Source organism: Stenotrophomonas sp. YJH_SMC_58, from assembly GCF_059369635.1.
Map to the genome: position 1 here is coordinate 268,845 of NZ_JCAFSW010000003.1, position 24,770 is coordinate 293,614.

Here is a 24,770-nt window from a genome sequence, read left to right on the forward strand (position 1 = left end):
TCCTTACGGCTGGGCCGGGGCTGCCGACCGGGTCGGCCAGAGACTGGCCAGTTGCAGAAGTTCGGCGTTCTCGACCAGCACGTCGGCCTGCCAGGCCAGCGGGTCGTCGCTGTGCAGGCGGTAGCCCCACAGCGCCGCCACCGACGGCATGGCGGCAGCGCGTGCGGCGATGATGTCGCGCTCGTCGTCACCCACGTACACGCAGTCTTCGGCGGCAATGCCAATGGCCTGCGCAGCGTGCAGCAGCGGCAGCGGGTGCGGCTTGCGTTCGGCCAGGCTGTCACCGCCGACCAGCACCGCGCAGCGCTGCTGCCAGCCGTGCTGCGGCAGGATCAGGCGCGCCAGGTACTCGGGTTTGTTGGTGACGATGCCCCACACCGTACCGGCCTCATCCAGCGCGGCGAGCATGCCGGCCACGCCGTCGAACAGCACTGCGTGCTGGCCGATCAACGCTTCATAGCGCTGCAGGAATTCCGGGATCAGTGCATCGCGCGCAGCGGCATCCAGGTCCGGGAACGCGGCCGAGACCATCGCCCGCGAGCCCTTCGACACCACCGGGCGCAGTGCGGCCGGATCGATGGGTGCACGACCACGTTCGGCCAGCATCGCGTTGCAGGTGGCGACGAAGTCCGGCGCGCTGTCCAGCAACGTGCCGTCCAGGTCGAACAGCACCGCACGCGGGAAGCGGGCGGAGGTCATGCCGGCTTGACCGCGTAGGCCAGGTAGTTGATGTCGGTGCGGCTGCTCAGGCGGGCGTGGTTGCGCCACGGCTCGTAGGCCATGCCGCTGACGTCCACCAGCTGCATGTCGGCCTCGCGCAACCAGCGCGCCAGCTCGGCCGGCTTGATGAATTCCTGGTAGTGGTGCGTGCCCTTGGGCAGCAGCCGCGCCACGTACTCGGCACCGACAATCGCCACCGCGAACGCGGCAGCGGTGCGGTTGATGGTCGACAGGAACAGATGGCCGCCGGGCTTCAGCAGGCGCTTGCAGGCCTCGATGATCGCGCCCGGGTCTGGCACGTGCTCCAGCATTTCCATGCAGGTCACCACATCGAAGCTGCCCGGCTGCTCGGCGGCCAGGTCCTCGGCGGCCTGCACCCGGTAATCGACCTTGGCGCCGCTTTCCAGCGCATGCAGGCGCGCGACCTTGACCAGCTCCGGGGCCAGGTCGATGGCGGTGACGTCGGCGCCGGCCTGGGCCAGCGCTTCGCTCAACAGGCCGCCACCGCAACCGATGTCGAGTACGCGTGCGCCGCGCAGCGGCACGCGGTCGGCCACGTATTTCAGGCGCACCGGGTTCAGCGCATGCAGCGGCTTCTGCGGGCCGTCAGCGTCCCACCAGCGGTTGGCCAGCGCGGCGAACTTGTCCAGCTCGGCCTGATCGAAATTGGAGGAAGCGTGGGGGGCAGTCATGAGGGAGTCCTTGCGGCGCCGGGGTTCAGGCGCGGATATGACGGATGCGCTCGCGCCACTGGCGCGCGTTGGCGATGATGCCCGGCAGGTCCATGCCGACCAGCTCGCGCTGCACCAGCTTCGGCTTGCCGGCGATCCAGACGTCGCTGACCTGCTGACGGCCGGTGGCGTACACCAGCTGCGACAGCACGTTGTGCAGCGGCTGGGTTTCCAGTGCGGACAGGTCGACGCAGACCAGGTCCGCCTGCTTGCCAACTTCGATCGAACCGATGCGCTCGCCGAAGCCCAGCGCGCGGGCACCGCCCAGGGTGGACGCGCGCAGCGTGGTCGCCGCGTCCAGCGCGGTGGCGTCATCGGCCACGGCCTTGGCCAGGATCGCCGCGGTGCGGTTCTCGCTGAACATGTCCAGGTCGTTGTTGCTGGCGCAGCCGTCGGTGCCGATCGCCAGGTTCACGCCGGCGCGCTGCAGGGCGCAGGCCGGGCAGAAACCGGAGGCGAGCTTCAGGTTCGATTCCGGGCAATGCACCACGCTGACGCCACGCTCGGCGCACAGGTGGATTTCCGCATCGGTCAGCTGGGTCATGTGCACCGCGATCAGGCGGTCGTTGACCAGGCCGAGGCGATCCAGCCGCGCCAGCGGGCGCTGGCCGTGCAGCTTGATCGAATCGTTGATCTCCTGCGCGGTCTCGTGGGTGTGCAGGTGCACCTGCATGTCGAGCTGGTCGGACAGCATCCGCACCCGCTCGAAGTTGGCATCGTTGACCGTATACGGCGCATGCGGCGCGAACGCGGTGCCGATCAGCGGATCGGTGCGCCACTGGTCATGCAGTTCACCGGCCTTGGCGAAGTACTCGTCGTCGGTCTTGGCCCAGGCGGTGGGGAAATCGATGATGACCGCGCCGACCAGCGCGCGGAAACCATGCTTCTTGTAGACGGCGGCCTGCACATCGCCGAAGAAGTAGTTCTCGTTGGCGCAGGTGGTGCCGCCGCGCAGCATCTCGGCGATGGCCAGGGTGGTGCCGTCGGCGACGAATTCGGGGCCGATCACCGCCGCTTCCACCGGCCAGATATGCTGCTGCAGCCAAGTCATCAGCGGCAGGTCGTCGGCGACGCCGCGCAGCAGGGTCATCGGGTTGTGCGTGTGCGCATTGACCAGGCCCGGCATCAGCGCCGCCTCGGGGCGGCTGACCACCTGGGTGGCGCGGAACCGTGCGCGCGCCTCGGCACGCGGCAGGATGGCCACGATCTCGCTGCCACGCACGGCAACGGCATGGTCTTCCAGCACCACCGCATGCGGCTCGATCGGAACGACGTAACCGGCTTCGATGAGCAGGTCGCAGGCTTCGGGGAGGTGCGGGCTATCGCTCATGCGGGCTCACTGGCTGGGGGGCGGCGAGATACTTCTGGGGACACGCCCCTGAGTCAGGGGCTGCCGCGAAGCGGCGGGGTCTGGAGACCCGTGAAGCGGGGCCCATGATCTGCCGAAGCAGATCATGGGAGCGCCAGCGCGAATGCGATGGCGCGTATCCGGCCAGCGGCCGGCACTACCGTAATCCGGCTGCGCCGGATTACTTGACGCGTGCGGAGTATTCGCCCGAACGGGTGTCGACGCGGATCACTTCGTCCTGGTTCACGAACAGCGGCACGCGGACCACGGCGCCGGTTTCCAGGGTGGCCGGCTTGCCGCCGCCGCCCGAGGTGTCGCCACGGACGCCCGGATCGGTTTCGGTGATCTTCAGCTCGACGAAGTTCGGCGGCTGCACGAAGATCGGCTCACCGTTCCACAGGGTGACCACGCAGGACTCCTCGCCCTTCAGCCACTTCTCGGCGCCGCCCATGCCGGCCTTGGTGGCCTGGACCTGCTCGAAGGATTCCGGGTCCATGAAGTGCCAGTACTCGCCGTCGCTGTACATGAAGTTCATGTCGGTATCGACGACGTCGGCTGCATCCAGCGAGTCGGTCGACTTCATGGTCACTTCCTGGGTACGGCCGTCCTTGATCAGGCGGTACTTCACGCGGGTGAAGGCCTGGCCCTTGCCCGGCTTGACGTATTCGGTGTCGATGATGACGGCCGGTTGGTTGTTGACCAGGATCTTCATCCCGTTCTTGACGTCGTTCATGCCGTAGCTGGCCATGCGTAAACTCCTGAGTGGCAAAAACGCCGCGGGTGCGGCGAGCCGTTAGAATGGAAAGCCCACCGGATGCCGGTGGGCGACTGTTTTTCTGCCCCCATGATAACCGCAGGCCCCCTCTCCATGCAGCTTTCCGCCTTCCCCCGGCCCCAGTCGCCAGGCGCGCCCGCGCGTTGGCAGCAGCTCTGGCGCCAGGCACTGCGCGACCCGCAGGCGCTGCTGGCCCGGCTGGAGCTGGACCCGGCGGCACTGGGCGTCTCCGAAGCGGCCATGGCCCAGTTCGCGCTGCGCGTGCCGGAGGGGTTCGTGGCCCGCATGCGCAAGGGCGATCCGGCCGATCCGCTGCTGCGGCAGGTGCTGCCGATCGACGAGGAAATGCGCCCGGCGCCCGGGTTCAGCTTCGATGCGGTGGGTGATGGTGCGGCCAAGAAGGCCACCGGCGTCATCCAGAAATACCGTGGCCGCGCCCTGCTGGTGGCGACGGGCAGCTGTGCGATCAACTGCCGCTACTGCTTCCGCCGCCACTTCGACTATGGCGCGGAGAACGCCGCCAAGGGTGGCTGGCAGGAGGCCGTAGCCGCCATCGCCGCCGACCCGGACATCGACGAGGTGATCCTGTCCGGCGGTGACCCGCTGTCGCTGGCCACGCACAAGCTGGTCGAGCTGACCGACGCCCTGCGCGCGATCCCGCATATCCGCCGCCTGCGCATCCACAGCCGCCTGCCGATCGTGCTGCCCGAGCGCGTGGACGATGAACTGGTCTCCTGGCTGGGCAGCCTGCCGTGGCCGCTGGCGGTCGTGGTCCACGCCAACCATGCCAATGAATTCGATGCCAGCGTGGACACGGCGATGGCCCGCCTGCGCGGCATCGGCGCCCAGCTGTTGAACCAGGCGGTGCTGCTGCGCGGGGTCAACGACAGCGTGCAGGCCCTGCAGGACCTGAGCGAGCGCAGCTTCGCCGCCGGCGTGCTGCCCTACTACCTGCACCAGCTGGACCGGGTCGAGGGCGTGGCCCACTTCGAAGTGGACGACACCCAGGCCAAGGCATTGATTGCCGGGTTGACCGCGCGCCTGTCCGGCTATCTGGTCCCGAAGCTGGTGCGCGAACTGCCCGGCGACCCGAGCAAGCGCCCGGTGTAATTCCGTAGCGGGGTCAGATCCCTTTTCCTGCGGAAAAGGGATCTGACCCCGCTACAACGTCAATCGGTCAAACGCCCGATTCGATCATCCGCACCACTTCGGTGGCGGTGACCGGGTGGCTCAGCCAGTAGCCCTGCCCCAGATCGCAGCCGCGCTGCGCCAGCAGTTCGAACTGCGCCTGCTGCTCGATGCCCTCGGCCACCACCGTGATGCCCAGCGCGTGGGCCATGGCGATGATCGCCGTGGTCAATGCGAGGTCGTCGGGATCACGCTGCATGTCGGCCACGAAGCTCTTGTCGATCTTCACGCCGTCCACCGGCACCTGGCGCAGATGACTGAGCCCAGAGAAGCCGGTCCCGAAATCATCCAGCCAGACCTTCACGCCGGTGCGGTGCAGCTTGTCCAGCAGCTGCGCCGCGACCATCTCGTCACCGATCACCGCGGTCTCGGTCAGCTCCAGATGCAGGCGCGACGCAGGCAGCCCGGACTCATGCAGGCATTGCGCGACCAGCGCCGGCAGTTCGCCGCCGCGCAGCTGCCGCGGTGACACGTTGACCGATACGAACAGGTCGTCGCCTGCCACGCCACGTGGCCATTGCGAGGCCTCCATGCAGGCCGCACGCAGTACTTTCGGCCCGATGATCTCGATCAGGCCGCTCTGCTCGGCCACCTCGATGAACACCGATGGCGGAATCGTGCCCAGGGTCGGATGCTGCCAGCGCAGCAGCACTTCGACGCCGACCATGCGGCGGTCGCGCATGCGGAAGATCGGCTGGTAGGCCAGGCGCAGTTCGCCGCGCTCCCAGGCCCCGCGCAGCTCCTGTTCCATATGCACGCGACGTTCGACCGCGTGGTCCATCGCCCGGCTGTAGTAGCGATAGCAGTTCTTGCCGGCCATCTTCGCCTGGTACATGGCGATGTCGCCGTTTTTCAACAGGGTGGTCGCATCGGCCGCATCGTCGGGGAACAGGGTCACGCCGATCGAGGTGCCCAGGAACAGCTCCCTGCCCTGCACCACCAGCGGCCTGCCCAGCTCGCGCACCAGCACTTCGGCCAGCAGCCGCGCGTTGGCGGCCACATCACCGTCGCCCACCAGGATCACGAACTCGTCACCGCCGAAGCGGGCCAGCAGGGCCTCGTCGCCGCCTGCCTCCGCAACGGCGCGGCCGATGCGCTGTGCGAACTGCAGCAACGCCTCGTCACCGGCCTCATGGCCAAGCGTGTCGTTGACCCGCTTGAAATCGTCGATGTCGGCGAACAGCAGGCCCAACCGGTGATTGGCGGCACGCGCCGCCATCAGCCGATGGTCCAGCGCTTCGCGGAATGCCAGCCGGTTGGTCAGCCCGGTCAGCGCATCGGTATAGGCCATGCGCCGCACTTCACGGTCATGGCGGGCGATCGCATCGCGCATGCGGGCGAAGCCGCGCACCAGCTCACCCACTTCGTCGTCACGGGTGTTCTCGGCCAGGGGCGTCTGGTAGTCACCGGCCTCGATGCGGCGCGCGGCCGCGGCCAGATCGCGGATCGGCGCGACCAGCGTGCGCTGCACGTACAGGATCACCACCACGCCGATCACCACCAGCAACCCCAGCATCAGCAGCAACCAACCCAGGTGGCGGCTGCCGACCAGTTGCAGGCGCTCGCCAAGGGTGGCGTTGGCCGCCTGTTCGCGTTGCTGCACTTCGTCCAGCGCCATGCCGACGCGGACGCCGCCGATGCGCTGGTTGCCGACCATGATCGGCATCGTGTTGTCCAGCACCTTCGGCGATTCCTGCACCAGCAAGGCCTGCGCCGCCGCAGCCTTGGGCGCCAGGGGATCGGCCATCGGCTGGCCGAATCCCGGGACCTCGACCGAGCCGTCGTGCACCAGCCGGCCGCGCTCGTCGAACACCAGTACATAGCGCACCACCGGCTGTCGCGCCGTGCTGCGCACCAGCACGCCGACCTGGTCCAGGTCGCGGTAATACAGCGGGTTGGCCAGCGCATCGGACAACTCGCGTGCCATCGCCTCGCCGCGGCTGCGCACGCTGCGGTCGAACAATTCATGGATGACGCCACCGCTGAGGGTGCGCACCTCGCTCTGCATCGCCGTCTGGCGCCCCAGCAGCACCGCCAGGATGGCGACCACCACGACCATCGCTCCGCCCATCGCCAGCAGGAACCGGGCCTGCATCCCCGAGCCGAGCCACTTCATTCCACTTCCATCCGCACGCGCGTCAATCCTTGTTTCAATTCATCCAACCGCTGCTGCGCATGCGCATCGACACGGTGGAAACCGGAAGTGCCAAAAAACCGATGCAACGCACCCTGTGCCTGCGGGTCGCTGGCGGCCTGCAGCAGGACTTCCTGCAGGCGGTCGCGCACCCGCGCATCGAGGTCGGCGCGGACCATCTCCACCGCACGCGGGTAGGGTTCGGTGCGCAGCAGTTCGCGGAAATCGCGCCGGAATGCAGCCGGCACCCGCCGCTCGTCGTTCCAGTCCACGCTGCTCACCGCCCCCACATCCGCCATCCCCTTGTGCACGTACGTCGCGATGTTCAACTCGCTGCGCGCGAACACATACCCCACGCTGTCACGCCCTGGCACGTCCCAGACCCCGGCCAGGATCTGCGGCGACAGGCCATGGTTCAGCAGAGTCATCACCGGCACCAGGTAGGCGCTGGTGGATGCCGTGTTCTGCAGGGCCAGGCGATGGCCGCGCAGATCCTGCACCCGCTGGATGGGACTGTCGCTGCGCACGAAGAACACCGTCTGGTATTCGCGCACCCCATTGCGCTCGGTCAACAGCAGCGGCCGCGCGCCACTGCGCTGGCCCAGTGCCACCGCCGTACCGGAGGTTTCCGTGACCCAGTCGACCCGTCCCCGCCGCAGATAGCTGGCCATCTGCTGCGGGTCGCGGGCCATCAGTACCCGCCCCTCCTGGATGCCAACGTCATGCATGCGCGCCACCACGTAGTCCAGCAGGGGTTGCAGCTGCTCGTAGTGAGCCTGGGGGTCATCGCTGATCCGGCCCAGCACCAGCACCGGATCCGGTGCTGCATGCACGGCTCCGGCCAGCAGGACCATGGCCAGGCTCAGCAGTCCCCCCTGCATTGCCTTTCGCAGACCCGACACAGACGTCATCCCCCCCTGGGTATCCAGACAGACTACCCGAAAAAATGAGAACGTCGTCAGCTGTCCTTGCTGCCGGCCTGGGCCAGACGCGCCATGCGCTGGGTGTCGGCGAGGATGCCGCGCAACAGGCGCACTTCCTGCTCGCTCGGCTCGCTGCGCAGGAACAGGCGGCGCAGCTTGCGCATCGCCGATTCGGGCGCGCGGCCCTTGTGGAAATCGATCTCGTCCAGAGTGTCGCCGAGCTGGGCGAAGAAGCTCTCCATCTGCTCATGGCTGGCGGCCTGTTCGCGGAAGCCCGGCTCGGCGTCGGCGGCCGGCTGCGCGCCCAGCAGCTGCATGCGCGTTTCGTACGCCAGCACCTGCACGGCGGCGGCCAGGTTGAGCGAGCTGAACTCCGGGTCTGACGGGATGTGCACTGCGGCGTGGCAGAGCTGCAGCTCCTCGTTGGTCAGGCCGGTGCGCTCGCGGCCGAATACCAGTGCGACCTCGGCACCTTCGCCCGCCTTGGCCACCGCACGGGCGGCAGCGTCGGCCGGCAGGTATTCCTCCAGCTGGACGCGGCGGGCACGGGCCGTGCAACCCAGTACCAGGCGGCAGTCAGCCACGGCCTCGGCCAGGGTGGCCACCACCGGAGCGTCCCCCAGCACGTCTTCGGCACCGGCCGAGCGGCGGAAGGCCTCCTCGTCCAGCGGCTTTTCGGGGGCGACCAGCACCAGGCGGGCCAGGCCCATGGTCTTCAGGGCGCGGGCGGCAGCCCCCATGTTGCCGGGGTGCTGGGTACCGACCAGGACAAATCGGAGGCGGGTGGCGGCGGGAAACTGGGACATGAACAGGGAAAAGGTCGAGCTGGACGATGACCAATGGTAAACTGTGCGGCCGGCCACTGCGCCGGACCCGCTCTTTTCCCCCGCCAGTCCATCTCTTCTGCCTTTCCGGGAGCCCACGCCATGCAGAAACCCGCCGTCACCGTCATGGTCAAGGCCGCCCGCCTCGCCGGCAACGTCCTGTTGCGCAACATCAACAAGCTCGAGGCACTGAACGTGGTGCAGAAGGGCCGGATGGACTACGCCAGCGAAGTGGATGCGGACGCGGAAAAGGTCATCGTCAAGGAACTCAAGCGCGCCTACCCGGATTACGGCATCTTCGGTGAAGAAGGTGGCGTGCAGGGCGAGCGCCGCCAGATGTGGGTCATCGACCCGCTGGATGGCACCAGCAACTACCTGCGCGGCGTGCCGCACTACTGCGTGTCGATCGCCCTGGTCGAGAACGGCGAGCCGACCGATGCCGTCATCTTCGATCCGCTGCGCAATGAACTGTTCACCGCCAGCCGTGGCGCCGGCGCCGTGCTGAACGACCGCCGCATCCGCGTGGCCGACCGCAAGGATCTGGAAGGCACGATGATCCACACCGGCTTCGCCCCGCGCGAACGCAGCCGCGCCAGCGCGCAGCTGAAGTCGGTCGACACCCTGCTGGTCCAGGCTGAGGACATCCGCCGCACCGGTTCGGCTGCGCTGGACCTGGCCTACGTGGCCTGCGGCCGCGCCGACGCCTATTTCGAAGCCGGCGTGAAGGCGTGGGACATCGCTGCCGGGCTGCTGCTGGTCCGCGAGGCGGGTGGCAAGGTCTGCGACTTCAAGGGCGCGACCCTGGGCCGGATGGACAACCGTGGCCCGGAGACCCACCAGATCGTTGCCGGCAACCTGAAGGTGGCCGAGTCGCTGCAGAAGGTGCTGGTGAACACTGGCTACGCGGCGGAGTTCGACGCGAAGTTCTGAGGTTTCGCGTAATGCGGTTCATGGAGACGGCGCCTGCGAGGGTGCCGTTTTCGTTTGTGCGCACGGAGAGTCATTTCCGCGACCGCGGAGGGGTGTCACTTTCTTTGCGCGCAAAGAAAGTGACACCTCCCCGCAGTCGCGGAAACGATCCCCCGGGCACGATCCGGCATCAGCAATGCACCGCGCAAACAAAAACGCCCGGCGCGGGGCCAGGCGTTCCTGCACTACCGTAGAAGTACGGAGACTTACGCCACCGTCGACGCCCGCAGCGCGGCGATGCGCTCTTCCAGCGGCGGATGGCTCATGAACAGCTTCTTCGCCGTCGAACCGGCAATACCGAAGGCGGCAATCTGGGTCGGCAGCGTGCTCTGGCCGTGGTTCAGCTGCAGCCGCTCCAACGCGGCGATCATCTTCTGGCGGCCGGCCAGCGAGGCACCGCCGGCGTCGGCGCGGAACTCGCGGTGGCGCGAGAACCACATCGAGATCATGGTGGCGAACAGGCCGAACACCATCTCCAGCACGAACACGATGATGTAATAGGCGAAGCCACGGCCGCCGCCTTCGCGGTTGCCCGACAGCGCGCTGTCGATGATGCCGCCGACCACGCGGGCCAGCACGATCACGAAGGTGTTCAGCACGCCCTGCAGCAGCGCCATGGTGATCATGTCACCGTTGGCGACGTGGGCGATCTCGTGGCCCAGCACCGCTTCGGCCTCGTCTTCGCTCATGTTGTGCAGCAGGCCGGTGGACACCGCCACCAGCGCGTTGTTGCGGTTGGCACCAGTGGCGAAGGCGTTGATCTCCGGGCCTTCGTACACCGCTACTTCGGGCATGCCGATACCGGCCGCCTTGGCCTGGCGCTCGACGGTGGCCAGCAGCCAGCGCTCGGTCTGGTTGCGCGGCTCAGTGATCACCACCGCACCGGTGGAGCGCTTGGCCATCCACTTGGAGAGCAGCAGCGAGATGAAGGAGCCACCGAAGCCGAAGATCGCGGCCATGACCAGCAGGCCGCTCATCTGGCTTGGATTGACCCCGAGCAACGACATCACGATGCTGGCGAGAATCAGGACCGCGAAGTTGGTCGCCAGGAACAGGGCAATGCGGGTAAACATGGGAAAATCCGGCTCGGAAGGGGTCGATACCGGTCAATTTGCGGTGTGGTCAGCTTGAATTCAAGCGCCAACCTGACCGACGATTCAGCCAGCATGACCTCCCCCATTCCCTGCGGTCGTTTCGCGCCCTCGCCGACCGGCCTGCTCCATCCCGGATCCCTGCTCGCCGCCTTCGGCAGCTGGCTGCTCGCGCGACATAACGGCGGCTTGTGGCGGCTGCGCATCGAAGACGTCGATCCACCACGCACCGTGCCCGGCGCCGCCGAGTCACAGCTGCGGGCGCTGGCCGCGTTCGGCCTGGTCCACGATGGCCCGATCCTCTGGCAGAGCACCCGCGGCGAGGCCTACCAGGCCGCGCTGGACGTGCTGCTGGCCAGCGACCTGGCCTTTGTCTGCCACTGCAGCCGCAGCGACCTGGCCGCCAACGGCGGCATCCACCATCGTTGCGTCGCCCGGCAACCTCGACCGGACCCTGCCGTCCGCTTCCGCGTGCCACCGGGCAGCATCGTGTACTTCGACGATGGCCTGCGCGGCCCGCAGCAGCAGGACGTGCACGCCGAGGTCGGCGACTTCGTGCTGCGCCGCGCCGATGGCTGCTGGGCCTACCAGTTGGCGGTGGTGGTCGATGACGCCGCACAAGGAGTGACCGAAGTGGTGCGCGGCGCCGACCTGCTCGACTCCACCGCGCGGCAGATCCTGCTGCAGCAGGCATTGGGGCTGGCGGTGCCGCGCTACTGGCACCTGCCGCTGCTGCTGGATGCGCCGGGCCACAAACTGTCCAAGTCGCTGGCGGCGCTGCCGGTGGACAGTTCGCACCCGCTGCCCGTGCTGCGCCAGCTCTGGAAGCTGCTCGGCCAGGCACCCGGGGCGCTGGAACCTGCGCACGACCTGGATACGCTGCTGGCCACCGCTCGGCAGGCCTTCGACCCGGCACGACTGCCGCGGACCGACATCCTGTTGCCAGCCGGCGCACTTTCCGCGCCGATGTTGCAGAATCCCCCTTCCCCCACCCGACACCCGGACAACACTCCATGACATCTCGCGTCGCACTGGTCACCGGCGGAACCGGCGGCATCGGCACCGCCATCTGCCAACGCCTGGCCGACCAGGGCCACCGGGTCGCCACCAACTACCGCGACGAGGCCAAGGCCCGCGCCTGGCAGCAGGCAATGACCGAACGCGGCTACAGCGTGTCGATCTTCCCGGGCGATGTCTCCGATCCAGGCAGCGCCGAAGCGCTGGTGCGCGCCGTCGAGGCCGAGCTGGGCCCGGTCGAGATCCTGGTCAACAACGCGGGCATCACCCGCGACACCACGTTCCATCGCATGCGCGCGGACCAGTGGCACGATGTGATCAACACCAACCTCAATTCGGTGTTCAACGTCACCCGCCCGGTCATCGAGGGCATGCGCCGCCGCGGCTGGGGCCGGGTCATCCAGATCAGCTCGATCAACGGCCTGAGGGGCCAGTACGGCCAGGCCAACTACGCGGCGGCCAAGGCCGGCATGCACGGCTTCACCATCTCGCTGGCGCGCGAGAACGCCGGCTTCGGCATTACCGTCAACACCATTTCGCCCGGCTACGTCGCGACCGACATGGTGATGGCGGTGCCGGAGGAAGTGCGCGCCAAGATCGTCGCCGACATTCCCACCGGGCGCCTCGGCAAGCCGGAGGAAATCGCTTACGGGGTGTCCTTCCTGGTGGCGGAGGAAGCCTCGTGGATCACCGGCAGCAACCTGGACATCAATGGCGGCCACCATATGGGTTGGTAAGCCGCGCCGGCGGCCTCGGCGGCGCACACCCGCCGCCCCTGCCGATGGTCATGCTGCGCAGCACGCAAACCCTTGTTGCGCAACATGATCCCCTGTGAAAGCCAAGCCTGGCGGGGGCTGAGGCGGTTGCAACGGCTGCTGCACTGCGCCATGCTTCGCATCTACTGTGACGAGTGACCGCTTCAATGGCTGCGACCCGCATCATCAAGAAGTATCCGAACCGCCGTCTCTACGACACCGAGATCTCCAGCTACATCACCATCGAGGACGTGCGCCAGCTGATCCTGGACGGTGAAGACTTCGAAGTCCGTGACGCCAAGAGCGGCGACGACCTCACCCGTTCGGTCCTGCTGCAGATCATCGCCGACCAGGAACAGGACGGCGAACCGATGCTGTCCACCCAGCTGCTGAGCCAGCTGATCCGCTTCTACGGCGATTCCCTGCAGGGCTTCATGGGCAACTACCTGGAGCGCAGCATGCAGGTCTTCCTCGACCAGCAGCAGCAGTTCCGCCAGCAGATGGGCAACCTGCTGGGCCAGACCCCGTGGGCGATGATGAACCAGCTGACCGAGCGCAACCTGGAGCTGTGGCAGGAATTCCAGCGCAGCATGGGCACCGGTTTCGGTGGTCCGCGACCGGGTGGCACCGGTACCGGCACCGGCAACAAGCCCAACGAACCCGGTACCGGCACCGGCGGCAAGACCCGCCGCTGAGCCGATGTACCGGCGGATACGAAAACGGCGCGCCCAATGGCGCGCCGCTTTGTTTTGTGCCCCGGGGGAGCATCAACGTTTCGCTTTGCACCCCGTGCATACGCGTTCGACCTTGTAGCCCTTCGCCTTCAGCTTCTCGACCACGCCGTCACCGCCCAGAAGGTGCAGCGTACCGACCACCACCAGCGTGCCACCCTGCCCGGCCTGCAGGTACGGCAGCAGCTTCGGTACCCACGCATCGTTGCGCCCGGTGTTGATGCGCTGGTAAAGCTGCGGGTACTGCTGGCGCATTTCCGCGGCCATCTTCGTCCACAACACGCGCTCATCGCCTCGCCGCCAGGCATCATGCAGCTGGCGCGCCTGCTCATCGCCCTTGCCCGCCTGATCCAGCGCCTCGGACAGCATCTGTCGCTGCTCCTGCACGGTCATGCCGTCGAGCATGCCGATCTGGGTATCGATGTCTTCCAACCCAGCGGTCCTGCGGCCGGTCTTCTGCGCGCGCTCCATGAAATGACGGTCCAGGCCCAGCGCCGGGTCCAGGCCCATCTTCTGCATCTGCCCGACCGAAATGCTCAGGCCGACGAACCAGGGCTTCATGCCCTGCATCTGTGCCAACGGAAGCTTGTTCTCGGATGCGAACGCCTGCAGCTTCTGCCAGGTGGCCGCGTCGAGATCGCGCTTGAGCTCGCTGCCATCGGTGCGCACTGCAGCCTGCACCATGCGGCTGGCCAGCTGCGGCGACTGCATGTCCTCCGGCGACAGTTCGAACACGACCCGCTGCGAGGCCTCGAAGGCCTGCTCGACATCGGGCGACAGCGGGTAGTCCTGCGGTTTCAACAGGTGGAATGATCCAAGCAGGTATACGCGTGAATCACCCGGGCCGGTCACCTTCCACAGCAGCGGCACCGGCGGCTTGGCCGCCGCCGTGGCAGCGGCGTCGGTGGCCGGTGCATTGCGCGCCGGTGCCAGCGGTGCGATTGCAAACGCTGCCATCAGCAGCGTTGCACGGAACAGTCCCTTCAACGGCATCTCAGCCCTCTCCTTCAGACAGGTGGTAGGCCTTCTCGCCCGCTTCCATGCGCACGTCCAGCCGGTTTTCCGGCGGCGCCAGCGGGCACGTGGCATACGCGGTGAATGCACACGGCGGGTTGTAGGCATGATTGAAATCGATGCGTAGCGTGCCGTCGGCTGCCGGCGCATCGGTATCCAGATAGCGCCCGGCCGGATAACTGCCGCGGCCACTGGTGCGGTCGGCAAAGATCAGGAACAGCGGCTGCCCGGTGGCTCCGATCGCCTCCAGCCGCCATGTGCGGCCGTCGCGTTCGAATTCGACCGCACCCGCATTGGGCATCTCGGTGGTCAGGCCGGTGATGTCGACAATGGGAAGGGTCTTGCCCGCCGGATGCGGGATGAAGCGTGCCTGCACCTGCCAGTCCGGGCCACCCGGCCAGTACTCCAGCCCGGCGAAATCACGGCGCGCCGGCGCATCGGCATGCTTGACCCGCAGCGCATCGCGCGGACCGCGCCGGATGATGCTGAGCTGGCCCTTGCCACCGTCGAAGGCCAACAGGGTTGGCTGCGGATCCTTGTCGGTGTCGATGCGGATACGGCCGCGCACCGGCTGGCCATCATGGCTGACATCCACACCGGCTTCGGGCGTGAACCACCACTGGCTGCCCTCGCGACGCAGCAGGCCCAGCTTGTCCGGGCCAACCGTCAGGCGGATGCCGTTGGTGGCACCACTGCCGACGAAGTGTGATTTGTTCTGCAGCCAGTGCAGGCCGACCAGGGCCGTCCAGCCATCGGGCCGGGTCAGGTCCTGGTAGCGGGCCACCCGCCATTGCTGCTGCGCGGCCGCATAGGCCGGATCTTCGGTAACCTTCGGCGCCGGCGGTGTTGCCGGACTGCACGCGGCCAACAGCAAGGCGGCCAGCAGGCCGCCCATTCCCCGATAACGCATCGATGCTCCCCTCAACGTCCGCGCAGGAACCAGCGGTCGATCTCCGCCAGCGAAAAACGGGCCCAGGTCGGCCGGCCGTGGTTGCACTGGCCAGACCGTTCGGTGATTTCCATGTCGCGCAGCAGCGCGTTCATTTCCGGCACGGTCAGGCGCCGGTTGGCACGCACCGCACCGTGACAGGCCATGGTCGACAGCAGTTCGTCACGTGCGCTGGCCACGCGGCGGCTCTGGCCGTGCTCGCGCAGGTCGGTCAGCACATCGCGCAGCAGCCCCTCCGGTTCGGCATGCGCCAACAGCGCTGGAATACTGCGCACGTGCAGCGATCCGGGACCGGCACGGGTCACCTCGAAGCCGAGCGCCGCCAACGTTTCGGCTTCACTTTCGGCGGTGTCGGCTTCGCGCTCGCCCACGGCGAGTGTGATCGGCACCAGCAGCGGCTGCGACTGCAGGCCGATACCATCGTGCGCGTTCTTCAGGCGCTCGTAGCCGATGCGCTCGTGCGCGGCATGCATGTCGACCACGATCAGGCCTTCTGCGTTCTCGGCCAGGATGTAGATGCCGTGCAGCTGCGCGATCGCGTAGCCCAGCGGCGGTACGCCGGCGTCGGCACTGGTCACCGGCAGTCCGTTCTCGGTCGGCATCGGCGGCAGCGCAGCACCGCGTTCGGCACCGGCCGGTGCGGCATACAGCGCGGCATAGGCCGCCGGTGCATCGGCCACCTGCAGTCCAAGGGGCTGCTGCGGGCGCCAGCCGGAAAAACCACCACCACCGCCACCCGAGCCGGCACCGGGCGTAGGTCCACGCGCCAGCCCGAAACCCGATGCGCCCGCGCTCGATGCCATCGGTGCAGCAGCGGCGTCCACCGGATGCACCGGACCCGCACCGATCTCCTGCGCCGACATGCCGGCGCGGGTATCAGCCAGCGCGTCCTTCAGCGTGCGGTAGACGAAATCGTGCACCAGCCGCGAATCACGGAAGCGAACCTCGTGCTTGGCCGGGTGCACGTTGACGTCAACGCGGGTCGGGTCGAGCTCGAGGAACAGCACATAGGCTGGCTGGCGGCCGTGGTACAGCACATCGCCGTAGGCCATCTTCACCGCATGGGCGACGCTGCGGTCGCGCACCGAACGGCCGTTGACGTACAGGTACTGCTGGTCGGCGCTGGCGCGCGAATAATGCGGCTGCGCGATCCAGCCGTGCAGGCGCAGGCCGGCACCACTGTGGTCGACGCGCACGGCCTGGTTGGCGAAATCCTCGCCCAGCGTTTCGGCCAGGCGCGCATCGGAATACAGATCGCCCGGCTTGTAGCGGCGCGAGGCCTTGCCGTTGTGCGACACGCGCAGTTCGACATCCGGTCGCGCAAGCGCCAGCGAACGCAACCACTCTTCGATATGGCCCAGTTCGGTACGCTCGGCGCGCAGGAACTTGCGCCGCGCCGGTACGTTGTAGAACAGCTCGCGCACTTCCACGGTGGTGCCCGGTGCATGCGCACGTGGCGTCACTTCGCCGATCTTGCCGCCTTCGATCTGCAGTGCCGAACCGTGTTCGTCATGCGCGCGACGCGAGGACAGGGTAAAGCGGCTGACCGAGGCGATCGACGGCAGCGCTTCGCCACGGAACCCGAGCGTGGCCACCGATTCGAGGTCGTCCAGATCGGCGATCTTGCTGGTGGCGTGGCGCGAGACCGCCAGCGGCAGCTGTTCCGGCGCGATGCCACTGCCATTGTCGCGGATGCGGATCAGGCGGACACCCCCCTCTTCAAGATCGATATCAACGCGGCTGGCACCGGCATCGATCGCGTTCTCGACCAGCTCCTTGACCACCGACGCAGGACGTTCGACCACTTCGCCGGCGGCGATCTGGTTGATCAGGATTTCCGGCAACGGCCGGATCGGGCGCGGTCCGGGCGCGCTCATGGGAGAGGATGGGCAGCAGACTTCATGGGTTGATGATAGCGGAGGCTGCGCATGTAGAGTCGACTGTCAGTCGACTGCCCTCCGCCGGGCGGCGAAAACCCCGCGCTGCGCGCGTAGTCGACTGACAGTCGACTCTACAGAAAGCAGTAACCTGCCTTCGGCAGGTTATTTGCTGCCGCCGGCCATGGTCCCGGCAGCGTCGATCTCGGCCTGGGCACGGGCTGCGTACAGCGTGCCCGGCGGTGGCTGGCGGCTGAAGAAGGTGTGCACGCCATCGAGCACGGCGCCGGCGATCTTGCGCTGGTAGGCCGGGTCGATCAGACGGCGCTCTTCGTCCGGGTTGGAGATGAACGCGGTTTCCACCAGCATCGCCGGCATGTCCGAGGTGCGCAGCACGGCGAAGTTCGCACGTTCGATGTTCGGCTTGTGGTTGTTGCCGATCCGCTTCAGGCCGCCCAGCACGTGGCCGGCGGCATCTTCAGACGCCTTCATGTAACCGCTCTGGGCAAGGTCCAGCAGCACGTTGGCAAGCGTGCCTTCGGTCTGCTGCAGGCGCACGCCACCCACCAGGTCGGCCGCGTTTTCCTTGTCCGCCAGCCAGCGGGCGCGCTGCGAAGAGGCGCCCTTGGTCGACAGCACGTATACCGACGAACCAGTGGCCGAACGGTTTTCGGCCGCGTCGGCATGGATCGAAATGAAGATGTCGGCCTTGTTTGCACGTGCCTTCTGCGCACGCATCGGCAGCGGGATGAACACGTCGCTGTCGCGGGTCAGATAGGCCTTCAGGCCCGGCGTCGCATTGACCTGGCGGGCCAGCTCACGCGCCACCGCCAGGGTGACATCCTTTTCGCGCTTGCCGGTCGGGCCGATCGCGCCGGGATCCTGGCCACCGTGGCCGGGATCGATGGCGACCACCAGATGACGCATGCCGGCCTGCATGCGGATGCGCGAGGCATCGCTGGGCATGGCCGGGCGCGGCGGTTCCACCGGCGTCGGCGCCGGTGCAGGCACGGTAGCCGGCGGCGTGGTCACCACGGCGGCGGTGCGCTGGCCGGCCAGGATCGCGGCCGGCGAGGAAGAAGGTGAGCTGCTGGCCACGGTACCGGCCGCCGCAACCTGGGCCGGCGCGGTGGACGGCGCCGGGGTCGGCGTGGCCGGTGCGGCGGCAGTGGCACTGGCCTGCTGCCGCACCTGCGCGGTCAGCAGCGCGGTCGCACGTGCGGCATCGGAACGCGACTGTGCGCTTTCAGCCGGGGTCGGCCCGGGCGTGGCCACCGGTGCCTGCGGCTGCACCGCCGGTGTCGCTGCCGGACGGCTGGCGGCCATGGCCGGGCCATCGCCCGGCCATTCGATCACCAGCTTGGATTCATTGCCCTCCCGCTGCATCTGCGGGCGGAACGGCGCCACCGATTCAGCGAGGTCGAAAACGACACGGAAGGTGCCCGGCACCGGCTGTCCGGTACGCACCGCCGTGACCACGCCCTGCGCAGCCGGCATCTTCAGGTTGCGTATGGCGCTGGAGTCAGGGAAGTCGACCACCAGACGGTTCGGACTGGCCAGAGAAAGCGTCTTGTAGCCGCCACTGCCGACCAGCGAGATCTCGGCACGGGTGCCGGTGGCGCCGGTATTCAGCAGGACCTGGCGGACTTCACCCGCCCACGCACTGACGCTCGCCAGACCCAGTCCGACGGCGGCACAGATAGCGATGAGACGGTTCCCCGGGCGCATGGCTCAGGATTCAATCATCGCGCTGAACGGAATGCAACACCTTTTTCCTTAATAATCCGTAACCTGCCGGTCTTTGTTCTCGTCAGCCGACAGAAATGGCCTGCAAGTCGCCCCCTTGGGGAAGCCGCTTCAGCCACTCATGTCCGACGTCGCTGGCTCCGGTGAGACGGACGCGGCGCCCCTGCCCCTCGATCTCCAACGCCACCACCAGGTCGGTCGGCGGCAGCGCGCCAGCGCCGCGTTCCGGCCATTCCACCAGCCACAACACCGCGCTGCCCTCGTCCAGGCCCAGGAAATCGAGTTCGCCGGCCTGGCCGATCCGGTACAGGTCCAGGTGCCAGGCTTCGCCGCCACTGGCCAGCGGATAACGCTCGACCAGGGTATAGGTCGGGCTGCGGATCGCGCCCTGCACGCTCAGTGCGCGCAGCAGTGCCCGGGCCGTTGTGGACTTGCCAGCGCCGAGGTCGCCGCGCAGTTCGATCAGCGCCTGGGGCGGTCGGGTCGCCGCCAGCCACTGCCCGAGCAGTTCGGTGGCATCGCTGTCGGCAAGGAAGAATTCAGTCATGAAGAGCGTTCCGGGTTGGCCAGTTGCCGCAGCGGCACCAGCAGATCAGTGGGAAGCATGCCGCGCGAGCCGTCGGCGGCCGCAGCGTCGCCGGCGAGCGCGTGCAGCAGTGCGCCAGCGGCGGCAGCGTCGAAGGCGGCCAGGCCCTGCGCGCGCAGGCTGGCAATGATGCCGGTGAGCAGGTCGCCCATGCCCCCCACGGCCATGCCGGGGTTGCCTGCAGCAATCAGCCGTGGCACCTGCCCGGGCGCCGTCACGATGCTGCCCGCGCCCTTCAGCACCACCACGGCGTGGAAGCGCTCGGCCAACGCCTGCGCACAGCGGTAGCGATCGGCCTGGATGTCAGCGGTACTGCAGTCGAGCAGACGCGCGGCCTCGCCCGGATGTGGCGTAAGGATCGCCTCCGGCAGCGCGCGCGGATCCTGCGCCAGCAGATTCAGCGCATCGGCATCAACCACCAGCGGTTTGTCGCTGTCCAGCACCTGCGCAAACATTGCGCGTGCCCATTCGTCCTGGCCCAGGCCGGGGCCGATCGCCACCACCCTGGCCTTGTCCAGCAGCGCCGGCAGCACATCGCCATCTTCGAGCGCATGGGTCATCGCCTCGGGAAGCCGAGCCAGCAACGGGCCGACGTGATCGCGCCGGGTGGCCAGGCTCAACAGTCCCGCGCCGGCACGCAGTGCCGCTTCGGCCGCCATCGCGATGGCCCCACCGCTGCCATGGTTGCCGCCGACGCACAGCACGTGCCCGGATTCGCCCTTGTGGGTATTGGTACGACGCGGCGGCAGCAGTGCCGGCAAGCGAGCCTGGGTCCAGTGCTCTGCGGCGGGTGACACGCCCTGCCATGCGGCCGTGGGTAGCTGCAGCGGCGCCAACACCTTCCGCCCGCAATGATCCAGCGCATCGCCGGTATACAGCCCGCGATGCGGCACGATGAACTGCAGGGTCAAAGCAGCCTTCACCGCCTCGCCCGGTACGGCGCCCCGGTCGGCATCGACGCCACTGGGGACGTCCAGCGCCAGAACCGGTGCCGTCTGCGCGTTGAGGGCGGTGATCAGCGCCTGCGCCACACCTTCCGGCGCACGGTCGAAGCCCAGACCGAACAGGGCATCAACCCAGATATCGGCCTCGGGCGGCGCGCCGTCGAAATCGGTGATGGTGCCGCCGTCGGACGTGAATTCCGATGCTGCACGCTGTGCCAGCGACGTCGCCGGTGGCTTGCCCGGCAAGGCGATCACCGTCACCGCGCGCCCGGCCTTCCGTGCATGGCGGGCCAGCACCAGGCCGTCGCCACCGTTGTTGCCTGCTCCGACCACCACGCCGATCCGCTGCGCCTGCGGCCAATGCTGCAGCAGGCACTGCCAGGCGGCCTGGCCGGCCTGCGCCATCAGGCCCCAACCACCCTCGGCGGCCAGCGCCGAGGCCTGCGCATCAAGCACACGCGCGGCAGCGGAATCGAAAAGATCGGCAAGGTTGGCCATGCGGGGATTTTATACTGGTGCACATGTCCCCCGCCCCCGTCCCTGTCGATCCGGCCCAGGCCGTGCAGCGCATCCGCGAACTGGCGCGTGCGCATGGCTTCCAGCGCTGCGGTATCGCCGGCATCGAGCTGGGCGAGGATGAGGCGCACCTGGCCGACTGGCTGGGCCAGGGCCTGTACGGCACGATGGACTGGATGGCGCGCCACGGCACCCTGCGCGCGCGCCCGGCCGAGCTGCTGCCCGGCACCGTACGGGTGATCTCGGTGGGCATGGACTACAGCCACAAGGACGACACCGAAGCCTGGGCAACCCTGGCCGACCCGGGCCGCGCCTACGTGGCCCGTTACGCCTTGGGCCGCGACTACCACAAGCTGATGCGCAACCGCCTGCAGAAGCTGGCCACGCAGATCAACGATGAAGTGGCACCGCTGGGCTACCGCGTGTTCGTCGATTCGGCGCCCGTGCTGGAACGCGCACTGGCGCGCAATGCCGGCCTGGGCTGGATCGGCAAGCACACCTGCCTGATCGACCGCCATGGCGGCTCCTGGTTCTTCATCGGCGAGATCTACATCGATATCCCGCTGCCGATCGATGCACCGGCCACGGCACACTGCGGCACCTGCACGCGCTGCATCGATGTCTGCCCGACCCAGGCCATCACCGGCCCGCAGCGGCTGGACGCGCGGCGCTGTATTTCCTACCTGACCATCGAGCACGACGGTGCCATCCCCGAAGACATGCGGCCGTTGATCGGCAACCGCATCTACGGCTGTGACGACTGCCAGCTGGTCTGCCCCTGGAACAAGTTCGCCAAGCGTACCGACGAAGCCGATTTCCGCGCGCGCAACAACCTCGACACTGCCCGTCTGGACCAGCTGTTTGCCTGGGACGAAGCTGAATTCCTGCGCCGTACCGAAGGCAGCCCGATCCGGCGCAGCGGCCATGAACGCTGGCTGCGCAACATCGCCGTGGCACTGGGCAATGCACCGTCCTCGGCCGAAGCGTTGGCCGCGTTGCATACCCGCGTCGATGATCCCTCGCCGCTGGTGCGTGAACACGTGCAGTGGGCGCTGGGCCAGCACACGGTGCGCTGACGTGCGATCCTGAGCCCCCGTTCCGCCCGCAGCACGCCGTTCCCATGCAGCCACGCAACAACGACATCCTCACCCCCAGCCAGCTCAACACCCTGGCCCGCGACCTGCTGGAAGGCAGCTTCCCGGCGATCTGGGTCGAGGCCGAACTGGGCAGCGTGGCGCGTCCTGCCTCCGGGCACCTGTATTTCACCCTGAAGGACGCGCGTGCGCAGCTGCGCGCGGCGATGTTCCGGATGAAGGCGCAGTACCTGAAGTTCGTGCCGCGCGAAGGCATCCGCGTGCTGGTGCGCGGCAAGGTGACCCTGTACGACGCCCGTGGCGAGTACCAGATGGTGCTGGACCACATGGAGGAGGCCGGCGAAGGCGCGCTGCGCCGCGCGTTCGAAGAGCTGAAGGCACGCCTGGAGGCCGAAGGCCTGTTCGACCCGGCACGCAAACGGCCGCTGCCGGCGCACGTGCAGCGCCTGGCGGTGATCACATCACCCACCGGCGCGGCCGTGCGCGACGTGCTGAGCGTACTCGGCCGCCGCTTCCCGCTGCTGGAAGTGGACCTGCTGCCGACCCTGGTGCAGGGCAGCAGCGCCGCTGCACAGATCACCCGCCTGCTGCAGGCCGCCGATGCCAGTGGCCGCTACGACGTGATCCTGCTGACACGTGGCGGCGGCTCACTGGAAGACCTGTGGGCCTTCAACGATGAAGCACTGGCCCGCGCGATCGCCGCCAGCCGCACCCCGGTAGTGTCGGCGGTGGGCCATGAAACCGACTTCAGCCTCAGCGATTTTGCCGCCGACCTGCGCGCACCAACGCCGTCGGTGGCAGCCGAGCTGCTGGTACCGGACCAGCGCGAACTGGCCCTGCGTCTGCGCCGTACGGCCGCGCGCATGGTGCAGCTGCAACGGCATGCGATGCAGCAGGCGATGCAGCGTGCCGACCGCGCCCTGCTGCGCCTGAACGCACAGAGCCCGCAGGCGCGGCTGGACCTGTTGCGCCGTCGCCAGCTCGATCTGGGCCGGCGCCTGCATGCGGTCTTCAACCAGCAGCAGGAGCGCCGTGCCGCACGCCTGCGCCATGCGGCCGCGGTACTGCGCGGGCACCATCCGCAACGTCAGCTCGACGCGATGCAGCGCCGCCTCGCCGCCCTGCGCGGGCGGCCGCAGGCAGCGATGCAGCGCCTGCTGGAGCGCGATGCACTGCGACTGCGCGGACTGGCGCGTTCACTGGAAGCGGTGAGCCCGTTGGCCACCGTGGCCCGTGGCTACAGCATCCTGACCCGCACTGACGATGGCACGCTGGTACGAAAGGTCGACCAGGTGCAGCCCGGTGACGCGCTGCAGGCCCGCGTTGGCGACGGCGTGATCGACGTGCAGGTCAAGTAAAGGGGTGTTCGGCAGGGCTGCGCCCTGCACCTGCAGAGGCTTCAAGCAACGGCCGAAGCAACAGCCAAAGCGGCTCTGGATTGCTGATGGTTTGGCGGGGCGGTGTGGCTGCGCAGGACACGCCGTAAACCCATCTTTGGGGGCTCGATGGCGCCATCCATGGCGCCAACGGTCCTGCACAGCCACACCGCCCCACCCTCGACAGTTTCCCGATGACGGTCGGTAGATCCACGCCATGCGTGGATGAATCTCTGTCAGATATCGAATCAATTCGGGGTCAGATCCGTTTTCCGTAGGAAAACGGATCTGACCCCACGCCATTCCGACAGATCGCGAGAATCTGTCGAAGGCGGGGTGGGTCCGGTTGAGGGGGCGTGAGCCGCATGGATGCGGCGACCGAGCTTACATGGACGTACTTGCAGCGTCCCCCTCAACCGGACCCACCCCGCCATCCCACGGAATGCACGCTGTTGCTGTTGCTGTTGCTTCGGCAGGTGCAGGGCTGCAAGCCCTGCCGCCCCCCCCCCCCCTACTTTGCCTGCTCGCAGAACTTCTGCCGGTACTCGAGCGCCTTTGGCATCAGCGCCTGCAGGTTCTGGATGCGGGTGCCCGGGTTCGGGTGGGTGGAGGCAAACTCCGGTGGCGACTGGCCGCCGCTGGCCTGGCCCATGCGCTGCCACAGCGGCACCGCCTCGCGGGGATCGAAGCACGCCGCTGCGGCCAGCATCAGTCCCACTTCATCCGCCTGTGTCTCGTGGCTGCGCGCATACGGCAGCAGGTAGCCATAGCCCATCGCCGACATCATCATCTGTTGCTGCTGCGCATCCATGCCGCTGGCGGCGCCGGCCACCTGCCCGATCTGGGTCAGCTTCTGCTGGGCCATGCGCTGTGCACCATGGCGCAGCAGCGCATGGGCGATCTCATGCCCCATCACCACCGCCATCGCATCGCGGGTGCGTGCTACCGGCACCAACCCGGTGTAGACCGCCATCTTGCCGCCCGGCAGGCAGAACGCATTGGCCTGGTCGGACGGGATCACATTCACTTCCCACTGGAAATCCCGCGCGAAATGCGCCGGCTGCACGCCGTGCTCCTGGGCCAGCGCGGTCTCCACCACATCGACCTTGGCAATCAGGCGCTGGGCGATATCGCGCACATCGCGCGCGATCGGTGCATTGGGGTCCATCGGCCGTTCCTGCGACAGGATCTGCTGGTAGGCCTGCAGCCCCAGCGCGGTTTCCTGGCGCGCGTCCAGGCTGCTGTCGATCATCACCTTCTCGCCGGTGTACGGATCGACCGTGCGGTTGGAGAACCAGTAGAACAGCGCATAGGCGGCGGCCAGCAGCAGCACCCACCAGCGGATGTTGCCGAACAGGCCACGCCGCTGTGGGCCTTGCGACGAGCGGGAGAAGGGATCGTTGCGCATCAGGGGACTTCCTGCTGGCCCCGCCGGCTGGCGGGCACGGCGCAATCTTAGTGC

22 protein-coding genes are annotated in these 24,770 nt (G+C 67.9%); 7 read left to right on the plus strand and 15 right to left on the minus strand.

Annotated features, from left to right (window positions below; translation table 11 throughout):
* Positions 1–3 precede the first annotated feature (3 nt).
* The 4 genes from AC5P68_RS05890 to efp form a co-directional block, all read right to left on the minus strand.
* Complete coding sequence (locus AC5P68_RS05890; protein ID WP_414498159.1) at positions 4–699, minus strand: phosphoglycolate phosphatase; 696 nt, start codon at positions 697–699, stop codon at positions 4–6.
* Positions 696–1,412, minus strand: a complete 717-nt coding sequence (ubiG, locus tag AC5P68_RS05895; protein ID WP_005410379.1) for a bifunctional 2-polyprenyl-6-hydroxyphenol methylase/3-demethylubiquinol 3-O-methyltransferase UbiG — start codon at positions 1,410–1,412, stop codon at positions 696–698. Before ubiG ends, AC5P68_RS05890 begins: the two co-directional genes overlap by 4 nt.
* A gap of 25 nt (positions 1,413–1,437) precedes the next feature.
* The gene (locus tag AC5P68_RS05900; protein WP_005410380.1) at positions 1,438–2,781 is read right to left on the minus strand and encodes a TRZ/ATZ family hydrolase; all 1,344 of its coding nucleotides are present in this window, start codon (positions 2,779–2,781) and stop codon (positions 1,438–1,440) included.
* A 199-nt stretch (positions 2,782–2,980) separates the two neighbouring features.
* Positions 2,981–3,547: an elongation factor P gene (gene efp, locus AC5P68_RS05905; protein WP_005410381.1), complete on the minus strand. Its 567-nt coding sequence runs from the start codon at positions 3,545–3,547 to the stop codon at positions 2,981–2,983.
* A 120-nt stretch (positions 3,548–3,667) separates the two neighbouring features.
* Between efp and epmB the strand changes: the two genes are divergently transcribed.
* Complete coding sequence (gene epmB, locus AC5P68_RS05910) at positions 3,668–4,684, plus strand: EF-P beta-lysylation protein EpmB (protein WP_049430190.1); 1,017 nt, start codon at positions 3,668–3,670, stop codon at positions 4,682–4,684.
* A 67-nt stretch (positions 4,685–4,751) separates the two neighbouring features.
* On the opposite strand, the gene AC5P68_RS05915 is transcribed toward epmB, so the two are convergent.
* From AC5P68_RS05915 to AC5P68_RS05925, 3 genes are read right to left on the minus strand one after another with little or no spacing between them, the layout of a single operon-like run.
* A complete protein-coding gene (locus tag AC5P68_RS05915; protein ID WP_049430192.1) occupies positions 4,752–6,878 on the minus strand; it encodes a putative bifunctional diguanylate cyclase/phosphodiesterase in 2,127 nt (708 codons plus the stop codon).
* Positions 6,875–7,807, minus strand: a complete 933-nt coding sequence (locus AC5P68_RS05920; protein ID WP_049404638.1) for a phosphate/phosphite/phosphonate ABC transporter substrate-binding protein — start codon at positions 7,805–7,807, stop codon at positions 6,875–6,877. The genes AC5P68_RS05915 and AC5P68_RS05920 overlap by 4 nt, the downstream gene beginning before the upstream one ends.
* A 47-nt stretch (positions 7,808–7,854) precedes the next feature.
* A complete protein-coding gene (locus AC5P68_RS05925) occupies positions 7,855–8,625 on the minus strand; it encodes an RNA methyltransferase (RefSeq protein ID WP_005414025.1) in 771 nt (256 codons plus the stop codon).
* Positions 8,626–8,745: 120 nt separating this feature from the next.
* Here AC5P68_RS05925 and AC5P68_RS05930 point away from each other — a divergent pair, with 120 nt between their 5' ends.
* Positions 8,746–9,573: an inositol monophosphatase family protein gene (locus AC5P68_RS05930; protein ID WP_005410386.1), complete on the plus strand. Its 828-nt coding sequence runs from the start codon at positions 8,746–8,748 to the stop codon at positions 9,571–9,573.
* 245 nt (positions 9,574–9,818) lie between these two features.
* Here the strand turns inward: AC5P68_RS05930 and htpX are convergent, their stop codons facing one another.
* The gene (htpX, locus tag AC5P68_RS05935) at positions 9,819–10,685 is read right to left on the minus strand and encodes a protease HtpX (RefSeq protein WP_005410387.1); all 867 of its coding nucleotides are present in this window, start codon (positions 10,683–10,685) and stop codon (positions 9,819–9,821) included.
* A gap of 93 nt (positions 10,686–10,778) precedes the next feature.
* Between htpX and gluQRS the strand changes: the two genes are divergently transcribed.
* From gluQRS to phaR, 3 genes are all read left to right on the plus strand, one after another.
* The gene (gene gluQRS, locus AC5P68_RS05940; RefSeq protein ID WP_049404636.1) at positions 10,779–11,720 is read left to right on the plus strand and encodes a tRNA glutamyl-Q(34) synthetase GluQRS; all 942 of its coding nucleotides are present in this window, start codon (positions 10,779–10,781) and stop codon (positions 11,718–11,720) included.
* On the plus strand, positions 11,717–12,457 hold the full coding sequence (phbB, locus tag AC5P68_RS05945; protein ID WP_414497982.1) for an acetoacetyl-CoA reductase: 741 nt from the start codon (positions 11,717–11,719) through the stop codon (positions 12,455–12,457). Before gluQRS ends, phbB begins: the two co-directional genes overlap by 4 nt.
* Before the next feature lie 185 nt (positions 12,458–12,642).
* Complete coding sequence (phaR, locus tag AC5P68_RS05950) at positions 12,643–13,170, plus strand: polyhydroxyalkanoate synthesis repressor PhaR (protein ID WP_005410391.1); 528 nt, start codon at positions 12,643–12,645, stop codon at positions 13,168–13,170.
* A 72-nt stretch (positions 13,171–13,242) separates the two neighbouring features.
* Here phaR and AC5P68_RS05955 read toward each other — a convergent pair whose 3' ends face one another.
* The 6 genes from AC5P68_RS05955 to AC5P68_RS05980 form a co-directional block, all read right to left on the minus strand.
* Positions 13,243–14,199, minus strand: a complete 957-nt coding sequence (locus AC5P68_RS05955; protein ID WP_024958298.1) for a TraB/GumN family protein — start codon at positions 14,197–14,199, stop codon at positions 13,243–13,245.
* A 1-nt stretch (position 14,200) separates the two neighbouring features.
* Positions 14,201–15,130 (minus strand): DUF1684 domain-containing protein, encoded by a 930-nt coding sequence (locus AC5P68_RS05960; protein ID WP_288469384.1) that lies wholly within the window; start codon positions 15,128–15,130, stop codon positions 14,201–14,203.
* An 11-nt stretch (positions 15,131–15,141) separates the two neighbouring features.
* Entirely contained in the window at positions 15,142–17,046 is a 1,905-nt protein-coding gene (gene mutL, locus AC5P68_RS05965) for a DNA mismatch repair endonuclease MutL (protein ID WP_049404634.1), read from the minus strand.
* Between the two features lie 165 nt (positions 17,047–17,211).
* A complete protein-coding gene (locus AC5P68_RS05970) occupies positions 17,212–18,774 on the minus strand; it encodes an N-acetylmuramoyl-L-alanine amidase (RefSeq protein WP_033834690.1) in 1,563 nt (520 codons plus the stop codon).
* An 82-nt stretch (positions 18,775–18,856) separates the two neighbouring features.
* The gene (gene tsaE, locus AC5P68_RS05975) at positions 18,857–19,339 is read right to left on the minus strand and encodes a tRNA (adenosine(37)-N6)-threonylcarbamoyltransferase complex ATPase subunit type 1 TsaE (RefSeq protein WP_164133277.1); all 483 of its coding nucleotides are present in this window, start codon (positions 19,337–19,339) and stop codon (positions 18,857–18,859) included.
* Entirely contained in the window at positions 19,336–20,820 is a 1,485-nt protein-coding gene (locus AC5P68_RS05980) for an NAD(P)H-hydrate dehydratase (RefSeq protein WP_231522360.1), read from the minus strand. The genes tsaE and AC5P68_RS05980 overlap by 4 nt, the downstream gene beginning before the upstream one ends.
* A gap of 23 nt (positions 20,821–20,843) precedes the next feature.
* Between AC5P68_RS05980 and queG the strand changes: the two genes are divergently transcribed.
* Entirely contained in the window at positions 20,844–21,914 is a 1,071-nt protein-coding gene (gene queG / locus AC5P68_RS05985; RefSeq protein WP_032966929.1) for a tRNA epoxyqueuosine(34) reductase QueG, read from the plus strand.
* A gap of 44 nt (positions 21,915–21,958) precedes the next feature.
* The gene (gene xseA, locus AC5P68_RS05990; RefSeq protein WP_164133278.1) at positions 21,959–23,290 is read left to right on the plus strand and encodes an exodeoxyribonuclease VII large subunit; all 1,332 of its coding nucleotides are present in this window, start codon (positions 21,959–21,961) and stop codon (positions 23,288–23,290) included.
* A 529-nt stretch (positions 23,291–23,819) separates the two neighbouring features.
* On the opposite strand, the gene AC5P68_RS05995 is transcribed toward xseA, so the two are convergent.
* Positions 23,820–24,716 (minus strand): M48 family metallopeptidase, encoded by an 897-nt coding sequence (locus AC5P68_RS05995; RefSeq protein WP_005410400.1) that lies wholly within the window; start codon positions 24,714–24,716, stop codon positions 23,820–23,822.
* Positions 24,717–24,770: the final 54 nt, after the last annotated feature.

What these genes read in the sequence shown, in the direction of transcription:
- AC5P68_RS05890 (WP_414498159.1), bottom strand. Translation starts at nt 699, where the DNA reads ATGACCTCCGCCCGCTTCCCGCGTGCGGTGCTGTTCGACCTGGACGGC.
- ubiG (WP_005410379.1), bottom strand. Translation starts at nt 1,412, where the DNA reads ATGACTGCCCCCCACGCTTCCTCCAATTTCGATCAGGCCGAGCTGGAC.
- AC5P68_RS05900 (WP_005410380.1), bottom strand. Translation starts at nt 2,781, where the DNA reads ATGAGCGATAGCCCGCACCTCCCCGAAGCCTGCGACCTGCTCATCGAA.
- efp (WP_005410381.1), bottom strand. Translation starts at nt 3,547, where the DNA reads ATGGCCAGCTACGGCATGAACGACGTCAAGAACGGGATGAAGATCCTG.
- epmB (WP_049430190.1), top strand. Translation starts at nt 3,668, where the DNA reads ATGCAGCTTTCCGCCTTCCCCCGGCCCCAGTCGCCAGGCGCGCCCGCG.
- AC5P68_RS05915 (WP_049430192.1), bottom strand. Translation starts at nt 6,878, where the DNA reads ATGAAGTGGCTCGGCTCGGGGATGCAGGCCCGGTTCCTGCTGGCGATG.
- AC5P68_RS05920 (WP_049404638.1), bottom strand. Translation starts at nt 7,807, where the DNA reads ATGACGTCTGTGTCGGGTCTGCGAAAGGCAATGCAGGGGGGACTGCTG.
- AC5P68_RS05925 (WP_005414025.1), bottom strand. Translation starts at nt 8,625, where the DNA reads ATGTCCCAGTTTCCCGCCGCCACCCGCCTCCGATTTGTCCTGGTCGGT.
- AC5P68_RS05930 (WP_005410386.1), top strand. Translation starts at nt 8,746, where the DNA reads ATGCAGAAACCCGCCGTCACCGTCATGGTCAAGGCCGCCCGCCTCGCC.
- htpX (WP_005410387.1), bottom strand. Translation starts at nt 10,685, where the DNA reads ATGTTTACCCGCATTGCCCTGTTCCTGGCGACCAACTTCGCGGTCCTG.
- gluQRS (WP_049404636.1), top strand. Translation starts at nt 10,779, where the DNA reads ATGACCTCCCCCATTCCCTGCGGTCGTTTCGCGCCCTCGCCGACCGGC.
- phbB (WP_414497982.1), top strand. Translation starts at nt 11,717, where the DNA reads ATGACATCTCGCGTCGCACTGGTCACCGGCGGAACCGGCGGCATCGGC.
- phaR (WP_005410391.1), top strand. Translation starts at nt 12,643, where the DNA reads ATGGCTGCGACCCGCATCATCAAGAAGTATCCGAACCGCCGTCTCTAC.
- AC5P68_RS05955 (WP_024958298.1), bottom strand. Translation starts at nt 14,199, where the DNA reads ATGCCGTTGAAGGGACTGTTCCGTGCAACGCTGCTGATGGCAGCGTTT.
- AC5P68_RS05960 (WP_288469384.1), bottom strand. Translation starts at nt 15,130, where the DNA reads ATGCGTTATCGGGGAATGGGCGGCCTGCTGGCCGCCTTGCTGTTGGCC.
- mutL (WP_049404634.1), bottom strand. Translation starts at nt 17,046, where the DNA reads ATGAGCGCGCCCGGACCGCGCCCGATCCGGCCGTTGCCGGAAATCCTG.
- AC5P68_RS05970 (WP_033834690.1), bottom strand. Translation starts at nt 18,774, where the DNA reads ATGCGCCCGGGGAACCGTCTCATCGCTATCTGTGCCGCCGTCGGACTG.
- tsaE (WP_164133277.1), bottom strand. Translation starts at nt 19,339, where the DNA reads ATGACTGAATTCTTCCTTGCCGACAGCGATGCCACCGAACTGCTCGGG.
- AC5P68_RS05980 (WP_231522360.1), bottom strand. Translation starts at nt 20,820, where the DNA reads ATGGCCAACCTTGCCGATCTTTTCGATTCCGCTGCCGCGCGTGTGCTT.
- queG (WP_032966929.1), top strand. Translation starts at nt 20,844, where the DNA reads ATGTCCCCCGCCCCCGTCCCTGTCGATCCGGCCCAGGCCGTGCAGCGC.
- xseA (WP_164133278.1), top strand. Translation starts at nt 21,959, where the DNA reads ATGCAGCCACGCAACAACGACATCCTCACCCCCAGCCAGCTCAACACC.
- AC5P68_RS05995 (WP_005410400.1), bottom strand. Translation starts at nt 24,716, where the DNA reads ATGCGCAACGATCCCTTCTCCCGCTCGTCGCAAGGCCCACAGCGGCGT.